We start from the raw sequence: 11,077 nt of genomic DNA on the forward strand, positions 1-11,077 counted from the left end.
ATGCTCCGAAGAACTGCTCTCCGAATGATAGCTTTAAGCGCAATCAGCATAAGCGCTGGTGGGTTTTTTTCTGCTTGCTCCAAGAGCGCACCCGAGTTTCGCGGTGTGGACATCACCGGTGCCGACTATGCGCGCGACTTTGCCTTGCCGGATCAGAATGGTCAGATGCGCAGTCTCAAGGATTTCGCCGGCAAGGTGGTGGTGGTGTTCTTTGGCTACACCCAGTGCCCGGATGTCTGCCCAACGACCCTGCAGGAACTCGCCCAGGTCAAGCAGTCGCTGGGTGCGGATGGCGACAAGCTCCAGGCAGTGTTTGTCACCATCGACCCGGCGCGTGACACGCCGGAACTGCTCAAGGCCTACATGGCCAATTTTGACCCGAGCTTTATAGCACTGCGCGGCAGTGACGCGCAAACGGCGGCCATCGCCAAGGAATTCAAGATCTACTACAAGAAGGTTGATGGTCAGACGCCGACGAGCTACACCATGGACCATTCGGCGGGCAGCTACCTCTTCGATCCGGCAGGGCGCCTGCGCATTTACAGCCGGTATGGCAGTGGCCCGGACGCCGTAGCGGCGGACGTGCGCAGTTTGCTCAAGGAAGCAACGTAAGCCACTCGACAAATGTCAATATCTGCACGGGTGGGATGGGGTGCCAGTTCCCCTATTGGGCAAATGCCGATAGCATGGGTTTCATCATGGAACAAGCATCCCAGACCCTGCTGCTTGTGGACGATGAGGCATTCATACTCACGGCCCTCAAGCGCGTGCTCCGTCGAGACGGATACCAGTTACTGACTGCCAGCGGAGGGAAGGAGGGGCTTGAGGTGCTCGCAGAGACACCTGTGGATGTGATTGTGTCCGACCAGCGCATGCCGGGCATGACCGGGGTTGAGTTTCTGCGTGAGGCCCGCAGGCGCTACCCAAAAACCATCCGGATGGTGCTTTCAGGGTATACCGAGCTGCAATCGGTCACCGATGCCATCAATGAGGGGGCGGTCTACAAATTCATGACCAAGCCTTGGGACGATGAACACCTGCGTGCCAACATCGCCGAGGCCTTTCGCCAGAAGTCGCTGGAGGACGAGAACCAGCGCCTGCATGATGAGCTGGAAAGTGCCCATGCATCGCTGGTACAGGCGCATGCCCAATTGGCAGGTATGGTGCGCCAGCAACAGCGCCGTCTGCTGCAAGATGAGGTTGCCATCGGCGTTTCGCATGAAATCTTTGATGCTGTGGCCGTTCCGGTGATGGGTGTCGACGACAGCGGTATGCTGGTACTGATCAATGCTGCATCGCAGCGCTTCTTTGCCGGGGCAGTTCCCGGTGTTGCGCTACAGGAGGTGGCCGGATTGGCGCAACTCTTCAGTGATTTTCCTGCTGTCAGGGAAGAAGCCAGCCAGACCTTGTACATGCCCGACTGGACGGTGTGTTACACCCGCGTGGGCCGTGGCTCGCTGGGGCAAGGTGGACTGCTGACTTTTATTCCTGTAGGAGCCGCGCCATGATCCCGAAAGACGTAGCCCACAGCAGCCCTGTTGTTGCAACGCGCAGTCCTCCGCCAGCTTGTGCTGCATCGGATCCTGCGGTGATAGCGCAGCGAGTTGACTGGCTCTTTCGAGGAACGGCGCCCACCTATCCCATGGAGCAACTGCGCGAGATCGTGCAGCGCTACCGTCTCAAGGTGCCATCATGAGCAAGCCAATGGGGCAGGATGAGCTCGCCTTGCGCATAGGCAAGTTGGTGACCATGTCGCCCATACGGACGCGCATGTTGCAGTGTCTGGCCCAGGAAAGCCCTGAGATTGCGACACTGACAGAGTTGATAGAAAGCGATCCCGTGATCGCTGCTCGTACGTTGCGGGTGGCGAATTCACCGTTTTTTGGCCTGGCCCATCAGGTGGAATCGATTGCCCATGCCGTCTCGTTGGTGGGACTGCGCAGCCTGCAAGCGATGGCGCTGGCCGCAGCCGTGATGGAGCAGTTCAAGACCAGCATTCCTGCCCTGCAGTCTGCCTATCAGGCCCACTGGCGCCACAGTGTTGCCGTCGCCGTGTGCACCCAGGCCCTGGCGCGCAGGGCCCGGCTGGCGGTGGATGCGGCTTTCACCGCTGGCCTGTTGAGTGATCTGGGGCGGCTGGTGATGCTGGCCATTGACCCGGAGCGATACCGGCAGGTGCAGGAACTTGTATGGCAATCCTTGGCAGAAGCGGATTCGGACGGGTCATCTGCCTCGGTGGCGTACCGCCTACTAGAAGCGGAACGCACCGTGTGGGGGTTTGATCATTGTCAAGTGGGCGAGCAGTTGGCGCGGCAGTGGCAGCTTCCCGCCATGCTGCGCCGCTGCATGGCGCTGCACCACCAGTGCGATCATCCGGAGGCCGATGCCATGGTCTGGCTGGTCCATGTGTCCCATGCGCTGGCCCATGCGCTTGACCTGCTGCAGGAGCCGCAGGACCAGGTGCCCGATATTCAGGTGGTCGCCTGGGATGGACTGCAACTGGACTGGTCTGGCAGCAACAAGCTGCTGTCGGAAATTGAAGAGCGTTACCAGATTGCGTGCCAGCAATTGATGCACTAAAGCGCTTTCCCTTGCCGCCATGACCCCATTGCCACCCCCCCACGACGTCGCACTGAGCGGCCTTTTTCCCGCGCTGATGGAGGGGTTCATGCTGGCGGTGGTACACCGCAACGGGCATCTGGTGATGGTCAATACCCACTTGGCCCGGGCGCTTGGCCATGCTCAGCAAGCGCTGCAAGGGCAGCAACTCGCCACCATCGTTCCCGAGAGCGGTCAGGGATTCAATCCGTCGGATGTCCTGGGATTTCTGGCGCATTGCCGCTGCTGGCTGGGCAAACTTTCGCTGCGCAAGGCCGATGGACAGTCCTTGCTGGTCCAAGCCACCATGGTGCCGCTCAAAGACGACGCTGGCCAGATCGATAGGGTGTTGATCTTGGCCACCTCTGCGGCACGGCAGCAGGATTTTCCGCCGCTGGTGGCTAATGTCCAGGATAGCTTTTATTCCATGCTGGAGGGGTTGGCCACGCCTGTCCTGCTGCACCGCCAAGGCAGCATTCTGTATGCCAACCAGGCGATGTTGTCGCTGACCGGGTATTCCCTGGCGGCCCTGCAGGGCCTGCCCTACGAAGAGTTGACCCATCCCGAAAGCCGCGAGCGGCTGCGCCAGCGGCTCGCCGCACGTCTGCGCGGTGAGACCACGCAAACCCGGTTCGAGAGCTGCCTGCAATCCGCCACCGGGCAACGCTGCTGGGTGGAGCAGGCCGTAGGAATGTTGCCCGTGGACGGACGGGCCACACTGATCGATACCTATATCAACCTGAACGAGCAGCGCAAGAGCGAGGCTCTGCAGCTGCATATGCGCCAAGTGCTGGCGCAAATCATCGATGGGAGTCCTGTTCCCACGATGGTCATTGATGAACACCATGTAGTGACCCACTGGAACCGGGCGGTTGAAAAGGTGACGTCTATTTCCGCAACCGACATGGTGGGTACGCGCGACCAGTGGAAGCCGTTCTATGACGCACCACGCCCCGTTCTGGCCGATCTGATCGTGGACGATGCGCAAGCTGCGCGGGTGCGGGAGCACTACCAGGACAGGTACAGGCCTTCGGAGGTGATACCGGACGCTTGGGAGGCGGAAGGGTTCTTTTCGACCGCCAGGCTGGCGGGGGTGTGGTTTGTTTTTACGGCCTCCCCGCTGCGCGACGGTAAAGGGCGCATCGTGGGCGCTATCGAAACCCTGGTGGATGTAACCCGGCTCAAAACCTCCGAGCTTGCCCTGCAGAAGGCGCACGATGATCTGGAGCAGCAGGTGAAGGAACGCACGGGCCAATTGGCCTCCGCCAACGCCCAGCTGGCTCAGGACAATGCCGAGCGCCGCAGGGCCGAGGTGCAGTTGCGTCAGCACAATGAAGCTCTAGAGAAACTCAACGAGCAGCTCACACAAGCACAGGCGCAGTTGGCACAGTCGGAAAAGCTCGCTTCCATCGGTCAGCTGGCTGCGGGGGTGGCCCATGAGATCAACAACCCTATCGGGTATGTGCACTCGAATATCGGCTCGCTGCGGAACTATCTTGGCGATCTCATGGCACTGTTGACGGCCTACGAGCAGTTGCCGAGTACGGCCGATATCGACGCCCTACGAAGAAAAATCGACGTGGAGTTTTTGCGAGAGGATATTCCGTCGCTGATCAGCGAGTCGCAGGAGGGTATCACCCGTGTCAAGAAGATTGTCCAGGACTTGAAGGATTTTTCCCGTGTGGACAGCAGCCAGGAATGGCAGACCGCCGATCTGCACCACGGGATCGACTCCACGCTGAATATCGTCAACAACGAGATCAAATACAAGGCCGACGTGGTGAAGGAGTATGGGGTTGTGCCGCAGGTTGAATGCCTGCCGTCGCAACTCAACCAGGTGTTCATGAATTTGCTGGTCAATGCCGCGCATGCCATGGGCCAGGAGCGTGGCTGCATCACCATTCGTTCGGGCACTGTGGGCGATTTCGCCTGGCTGGAGTTTGCGGACAATGGTGGCGGGATGCCGCCTGAAATCCAGCAGAAGATTTTCGATCCTTTCTTTACCACCAAGCCGGTGGGCAAGGGAACTGGCCTGGGGCTGTCGCTCACCTACGGCATCCTTCAAAAGCACCATGGCCGGATCACGGTGCAGAGCCAGGTGGGCAAGGGCACGGTTTTCCGTATTGAGCTACCCATTGTTCAGCCTGCAGCCGCGGCGGGGACGGTGAATGTCTGAGCAGAACGGCCCAGAGATACCTGGCACCTTGCTGTGTGTCGATGACGAGCCCAATATTCTGTCAGCGCTGCGGCGTCTTTTCCGTCCCTGTGGGTACCGGGTGCTGGTGGCCGAAGGCGGCGCGCAAGGGCTGGAAATCCTGCGCAGCGAGCCGGTGGATCTGGTCATCTCCGACATGCGCATGCCGCACATGGATGGCGCCCAGTTTCTCAAGGTGGTCAAACAAGAGTGGCCGGATGTGGTACGCATTCTTCTCACGGGCTATGCCGACATCGGCTCCACCATCGAGGCCATCAACCAGGGTGAAATTTATCGCTACATCACCAAGCCATGGACCGACGAAGACATGGCGCTTACTGTGCGGCAGGCCCTCGAGAGAAAGGCATTGGAGCGCGAGAAGGAGCGCCTGGAGGCCCTTACGCTCGAACAGAACGAAGCGTTGCGTCAGCTGAACGAATCTCTGGAGGCCAAGGTACAGGAGAGGACAGCCGATCTGCAGAAGGCGAATGAAAGGGTCAAGCAGAGTTTTCTTACGGCGGTAAAAATTTACTCTACGCTGATGGAGATGCGGCATCCGATATTGGCTGGCCACTCGCGCCGGGTGGCAGCCCTGGCCCGCTCCATGGCCATCCGCATGGGCATGAATAACATGGGGGTGCAGAACGTGTTCGTGGCAGGCATGCTGCACGACATTGGAAAGATCGGCTTCAACGACGTGTTGCTGACCCGCCCGGTACGGACCATGGGTCCGGAGGACCTGGATGTCTACCGCAAGCACCCGCAGGACGGGGAGAACGCCTTGATGGCGCTGGACGAACTCGCGGCAGTCTCCAAGCTGGTGCGCCACCACCATGAGCGTTTCGATGGCCTGGGGTTTCCGGACAGCCTGACGGGGCACGATATTCCGCTGGGTGCACGCCTGCTGGCGGTAGCCAATGACTACGACAGTCTCCAAATTGGAACGTTTTCAGCCTTGCACTTCACGCCTGAGGAGGCGCGCCAGACGTTGGAGAAGGACCGTGGCAAGCGGTACGATCCCCAGGTGCTTGATGCCTTGACAGCCGTGCTGGCAGCGCCGCCCAATCCCCCAGTGCGCCAGCGCGAATGCAGGCTGTCGGAACTGAAGCCGGGCATGGTCCTGGCACGGGAGTTCATGCGCACGGGAGGTGTGTTGCTTCTAGGGAGCGAACAGGTGCTCAGCGCCAAGCTGATCGAGCGGATGCTGGCCTATGAGGCGACAGAGGGTGTTGAGATGACGGTGTTCGTCAGGGATTGAAGGAGGTGCTTCGCGCCTCTTCGCTGCACCCAACGGGAGAGCGCCACAGCGCGTGTGCACCGGCGCTCAGTGCCTCGGCCTTCAAGTGAAATCCGCCGCGCTCGGGCGCTTCAAGCCGCAGCGCCGGCCGAGTGCGCGTGCGCTGAGCGGGCACGGGCCGGGGGCAGGTAGCGCGACAGACCCAGGCCGTCGGTACGAATTTCCGGCGTGTGGTCCATGGTCAGGTCGGCTACCAACTTGCCCGAGCCGCAGGCCATGGTCCATCCAAGGGTTCCGTGCCCGGTATTGAGCAGCAGGTTGGAATACGGCGTGGCGCCGACAATCGGTGTGCTGTCGGGGGTCATGGGGCGCAGACCCGTCCAGAATTCGGCTTTGGGCAAGTCGCCGCCGGGGAACAGGTCGCTCACCACCATCTCCAGCGTGGCGCGCCGACGCGGGTTGAGCGAGAGGTCAAAGCCCGCCAGCTCCGCCATTCCGCCGACGCGGATGCGGTTGTCGAAGCGCGTAACCGCGACCTTGTAGGTCTCGTCCAGTACGGTGGACTGCGGCGCCAGTTCGGGGTTCAGCAATGGAACCGTCAGCGAATAGCCCTTCACCGGGTACACCGGCAGCTTGAGCCCCAGTGGCTCCAAGAAGCCGCGTGAATAGCTGCCAAAGGCCAGCACGTAGCGGTCGGCCGTGAGCACTTCGCCGCCCACCCGCACGCCGGTGATGCGATTGCCTTCGGTGACCAGCCCCTCGACCGTTTGATCGAAGCGGAAATCGACTCCCAGGCCGCGCGCCAGTTTGGCCAGCGCTTGCGTGAACATGTGGCAGTCGCCTGTCTCGTCATTGGGCAGGCGAAGCCCACCGGTCAGGCGCTCGCGTGCCTGTGCCAATGCAGGCTCAACGGTGGTGAGCTGGTCGCGGTCCAGCAATTCGTACGGCACGCCGCATTCCTTCAGCACAGCCACGTCGCGCTGCACGGCATCGAGTTGGGCCTGCGTGCGAAAGAGCTGCAGCGTGCCCTGGCTGCGGTGCTCGTAGGCAATGCCGGTATCCGCACGCAACTGGCGCAGGCACGTGCGGCTGTACTCGGCGACGCGCATCATGCGTTCCTTGTTGATCGCGTAACGATCGGCGGAGCAGTTTTTCAGCATGGCGGCCATCCAGCGCAGCTGGAACAGGCTGCCGTCTGGGCGGATGGACAGTGGCGCGTGCTTCTGAAACATCCACTTCATCGCCTTGAACGGAATGCCGGGAGCCGCCCAAGGCGTGGAATAGCCAGGCGAAACCTGACCAGCGTTGGCGAAGCTGGTTTCTTGCGCCACGCTGCTCTGGCGGTCGAGCACCACCACCTCGGCGCCCGAACGGGCCAGGTAATACGCAGTCGTGGTACCGATCACGCCGCCACCGAGAACTATGACTTTCATCGCGCACTCCAAAATCAACAGGATTTATAGGAAGTTTATGGATGGCAGCGCCATAAATTTCACTTAAAAATGTGCCATTGGCCAGAATTTCGGCTGAAATAGAGGGCTGTTTTGTTGCCGGACGCTTCAAATGGCCGAACTCGATCGCATTGACCGGAAAATCCTCGACATCCTCCAGCGCCAGGGGCGTATTTCCATGACCGATCTGGCCGAGCAGATCGGCCTGTCTACGTCGCCGTGTTCCGAGCGGGTGCGGCGCATGGAGCGCGACAAGGTCATCACCGGCTACCACGCCCGCGTGGACCCCGCCGCGCTCGGCAAAACGCTGCTGGTGTTTGTGGAAATCACGCTGTCGTCCAAGTCGGGTGACGTGTTCGACAAGGTGCGCCAAGAGCTTTTGCACCTGCCCGAAGTGATGGAATGCCACCTGGTGTCCGGCAGCTTTGACTACCTTGTCAAGGCCCGGCTTGGCGGCATGAACGAATACCGCCATCTGCTCGGCGATATGCTGAAAAAGCTCCCCGTCACGGCCCAGTCCCACAGCTACGTGGTGATGGAGGAGGTAAAGGAGAGCCAGGTCCTGCCGATGGACCGCTGAATGCCGCGGGGCGCTGGGGCGGGCGGCTATTGGGCGGTGGTATGGCGCGTACGAATCACGTTGCCGAGCAACTAAGCATCCGCCTGCACGCGCCGTGCCAGACCTTCGGCGGTGGTGCCGGCGACCTGCCAGTTTTGCTGGAACAGCTTGCTTGAGCGTGCGGCTCGGCCAGCCCAGTGCGGTGCTGGCGTCCGCAGCGCGGGCCAGGGGCAGTACGGCCGCGAGCAGTGCTCCCGCGCCAGAGGTGAGCGCGGCGCGGCGCGAAGGGCATGCAGACATCAAAAGCCCCCACCACATGAAAAAGGCGCGCAACCGGTGAGGGTTGCGCGCCTTCTGATTCAAGTTGGTTGTGCTCAGGCGTACTCGGCCAGGCTTTTCTTCATTTTCTTCATGGCTGCGACTTCGATCTGGCGAATGCGCTCGGCGCTGACGCCGTATTCGGCCGCCAGTTCGTGCAGCGTCATGCCGCCTGAGCCGTCGTCGTTCACGTTCAGCCAGCGCTCTTCTACGATGCGCCGGCTGCGCTCGTCCAGACCAATCAGCGCAGTGGCAATGCCATCGCTTGCCAGGGCGTCGCGCTGGCGCGATTCGATCATGGCGGTGGGCTCGTGCGCGGCGTCCGCCAGGTAGGCGATCGGGCCGAAAGCCTGCTCGCCATCGTCCGATGGCGCCGGGTCGAGCAGCACGTCGCCGCCCGACATGCGGGTTTCCATCTCCATCACCTCTTCGCGTTTCACGTTCAGCTGCGACGCCATCTGGTCGATCTCGCGCTCCGACAAGGTATTGCGGTGCGTGTCGGCGTCTTCTGCGTCGGCCTTGAAACCTTGCTTCATCGAGCGCAGATTGAAGAACAACTTGCGCTGCGCCTTGGTGGTCGCCACCTTGACCATGCGCCAGTTCTTCAGGATGTACTCATGAATTTCGGCCTTGATCCAGTGCATGGCGTAGCTCACCAGGCGCACGCCCTGGTCGGGGTCGAAGCGCTTGACGGCTTTCATCAGCCCCACGTTGCCTTCCTGGATCAGGTCGCCGTGCGGCAGGCCATAGCCCAGGTACTGGCGCGAGATAGACACCACCAGGCGCAGATGCGACAACACCAACCGACCCGCGGCGTCCAGGTCGTTGTTCTCGCGCAGGCTGCGCGCAGCGGCCTGCTCCTCTTCGAGCGTCAGCAACGGCAGACGGTTGGTGGCGGAAATGTAGGCGTCCAGATTCCCCAGTGGCGGCACCAGCGCCCACGGGTTGGCCGGGGCCAGCGCGGTTGTTGCGGATCCAGAGGGGAGTTTCATTTCAGAATTCCTTTCGTCCATGGGCAAATATTAGCACTCTCTTAGAGGGACTGCTAACCGCCAAGTTCCCCAAATTGGTGTGGGACAAAACCGATAGTTGGAATTATGTTAAAAATACAGCCTTCCGCCTGATGGTATTGCGATGACAGCTATAAATACGATAGTGTCGCCCACCCGAATCACTGGCCTTGCGGTGTCAGCCTCGGCCCGCACAAAGAGCCTGGAATGAACCCGATCGACGCCACAGCCGAGTTGTGTGCCGTGACCACCACCGTCGCCAGCGCCGAAGACGCTCGGCGATTGGCGCAGGCGGTACTGGCGCAGCGCCTGGCTGCTTGCGTGCAGGTGGAGGCCGTGGTTTCGCACTACCGCTGGGCGGGCGTGCTGCGGGAAGAAGGCGAGCACCGGCTGGTGTGCAAGACGCTGCCGGCAGCAGTGCCGCAACTGCTGGGTTTGCTGCGCGCCCTGCACCCGTACGACTTGCCCGAACTGGTGGTGCAGAGGCTGCTGGCTACGGTGGAATATGCAGACTGGGTGCGGCGGGAGGTTGCTGCGTAGAGGCTTCCTGGGCCTGCTGTGCCTGCTGGACCTTCAGGTCAGCAGTGCCAGCGCAAACTCGCGCGCGCTGAAGGTCTCCAGGTCTTCGAGCTTCTCGCCTACGCCGATAAAGTACACCGGCAGCGGGCGCTCCTGCGCGATCGCCGCCAGCACGCCGCCCTTGGCGGTGCCGTCGAGCTTGGTGACGATGAGGCCGGTCAGCTGCAGCGCGTCGTCGAACGCGCGCACCTGGGCCAGCGCGTTCTGTCCGGTGTTGCCGTCAATCACCAGCAGCACTTCGTGCGGCGGCTGCCCCATGCCGGCGGCGCCGGGCGCGTTGCCGGCCTTGACGATGGTGCGCTTGATCTTGCGCAGCTCTTCCATCAGGTGCAGCTGGGTGGGTAGGCGCCCGGCCGTGTCGATCAGCACCACATCCTTGCGGCGCGCGCGGCCGGCGGTGACGGCGTCGTAGCTCACGGCGGCGGGGTCGCCGCCTTCCTGGCTGATGATTTCCACCGTGTTGCGGTCGGCCCAGACGCCGAGCTGCTCGCGCGCTGCCGCGCGGAAGGTGTCGGCCGCCGCCAGCAGCACGCTGGCGCCGGCCTGCGCCAGATGGCGCGTGAGCTTGCCGATGGAGGTCGTCTTGCCCGCGCCGTTGACGCCTGCCACCATGATGACCGTCGGCGTGAATTCGCCAATGACCAGGGGTTTCTCCAGCGGGCGCAGCAGTTCGGTGAGCGCATCGACCAGCAGCCCTTTGACGGCGGCGGGGTCGGTGGTGCGGGTGTCCTTCACCCGGCGCTTGAGGTCGGTCAGCAGGCGCTCGGTTGCCTTGACGCCGGTATCGGCCATCAGCAGGGCTTCTTCGAGCTCCTCGTACAGCGCCTCGTCGATGCGGGTTCCCGTAAAGACGGTGGCGATGCTGGCACTGGTTTTGCGCAGGCCGCCGCGCAACCTGTCCATCCAACCCATCCGGGGAGCGGAGGCCGGGGGCGCGGCATGGGGCGATTCAGGCGTTTGGGCGGCCGTAATGGCCGTAATGTGGGGGATTGCACTTTCGGCGAATAGACCGGTGGTCGCTTCGGGCGCGAAGGCGGGTGCTGCAACCGCCGGGGCCTGTTCAGAGGCAGGCGCGGCGCCAGGAGTTGGTTCTTCGGGTGCAGGCGCGGGCGCGGGCACAGCGGGCGGGCT

Annotated in this window: 11 protein-coding genes; 8 read left to right on the plus strand and 3 right to left on the minus strand. The window is 62.1% G+C overall.

Going from position 1 to position 11,077, the window contains the following annotated elements; all coding sequences use genetic code 11:
- The 6 genes from AC07ZH_RS19655 to nosR all read left to right on the plus strand — a co-directional run bounded on the left by AC07ZH_RS19655 (nt 1) and on the right by nosR (nt 6,050).
- Entirely contained in the window at nt 1-612 is a 612-nt protein-coding gene (locus AC07ZH_RS19655; RefSeq protein WP_495201000.1) for an SCO family protein, read from the plus strand.
- A gap of 74 nt (nt 613-686) precedes the next feature.
- Nucleotides 687-1,508: a response regulator gene (locus AC07ZH_RS19660; RefSeq protein ID WP_495201001.1), complete on the plus strand. Its 822-nt coding sequence runs from the start codon at nt 687-689 to the stop codon at nt 1,506-1,508.
- Nucleotides 1,505-1,696: a hypothetical protein gene (locus tag AC07ZH_RS19665; protein ID WP_495201002.1), complete on the plus strand. Its 192-nt coding sequence runs from the start codon at nt 1,505-1,507 to the stop codon at nt 1,694-1,696. The genes AC07ZH_RS19660 and AC07ZH_RS19665 overlap by 4 nt, the downstream gene beginning before the upstream one ends.
- A complete protein-coding gene (locus tag AC07ZH_RS19670) occupies nt 1,693-2,580 on the plus strand; it encodes an HDOD domain-containing protein (RefSeq protein ID WP_119108849.1) in 888 nt (295 codons plus the stop codon). The genes AC07ZH_RS19665 and AC07ZH_RS19670 overlap by 4 nt, the downstream gene beginning before the upstream one ends.
- A 19-nt stretch (nt 2,581-2,599) precedes the next feature.
- Nucleotides 2,600-4,774 (plus strand): PAS domain S-box protein, encoded by a 2,175-nt coding sequence (locus AC07ZH_RS19675; protein ID WP_495201003.1) that lies wholly within the window; start codon nt 2,600-2,602, stop codon nt 4,772-4,774.
- On the plus strand, nt 4,767-6,050 hold the full coding sequence (gene nosR, locus AC07ZH_RS19680; protein WP_495201004.1) for a response regulator c-di-GMP phosphodiesterase, NosR family: 1,284 nt from the start codon (nt 4,767-4,769) through the stop codon (nt 6,048-6,050). Before AC07ZH_RS19675 ends, nosR begins: the two co-directional genes overlap by 8 nt.
- Nucleotides 6,051-6,160: 110 nt before the next feature.
- Here the strand turns inward: nosR and AC07ZH_RS19685 are convergent, their stop codons facing one another.
- Nucleotides 6,161-7,462, minus strand: a complete 1,302-nt coding sequence (locus tag AC07ZH_RS19685; protein WP_495201005.1) for a D-amino acid dehydrogenase — start codon at nt 7,460-7,462, stop codon at nt 6,161-6,163.
- Between the two features lie 130 nt (nt 7,463-7,592).
- Between AC07ZH_RS19685 and AC07ZH_RS19690 the strand changes: the two genes are divergently transcribed.
- On the plus strand, nt 7,593-8,060 hold the full coding sequence (locus tag AC07ZH_RS19690) for an Lrp/AsnC ligand binding domain-containing protein (protein WP_119108845.1): 468 nt from the start codon (nt 7,593-7,595) through the stop codon (nt 8,058-8,060).
- 353 nt (nt 8,061-8,413) lie between these two features.
- Here AC07ZH_RS19690 and rpoH read toward each other — a convergent pair whose 3' ends face one another.
- Nucleotides 8,414-9,349 carry an RNA polymerase sigma factor RpoH gene (rpoH, locus tag AC07ZH_RS19695; protein WP_495201006.1) on the minus strand — a complete coding sequence of 312 codons (936 nt, stop codon included), beginning with the start codon at nt 9,347-9,349 and terminating at the stop codon, nt 8,414-8,416.
- A 225-nt stretch (nt 9,350-9,574) separates the two neighbouring features.
- Between rpoH and cutA the strand changes: the two genes are divergently transcribed.
- Entirely contained in the window at nt 9,575-9,907 is a 333-nt protein-coding gene (cutA, locus tag AC07ZH_RS19700; RefSeq protein WP_119108842.1) for a divalent-cation tolerance protein CutA, read from the plus strand.
- Nucleotides 9,908-9,940: 33 nt separating this feature from the next.
- Here cutA and ftsY read toward each other — a convergent pair whose 3' ends face one another.
- Nucleotides 9,941-11,065, minus strand: a complete 1,125-nt coding sequence (gene ftsY, locus AC07ZH_RS19705; protein WP_495201007.1) for a signal recognition particle-docking protein FtsY — start codon at nt 11,063-11,065, stop codon at nt 9,941-9,943.
- Nucleotides 11,066-11,077 lie beyond the last annotated feature (12 nt).

It is taken from the genome of Simplicispira sp. GW247-4R2A (assembly GCF_059424465.1).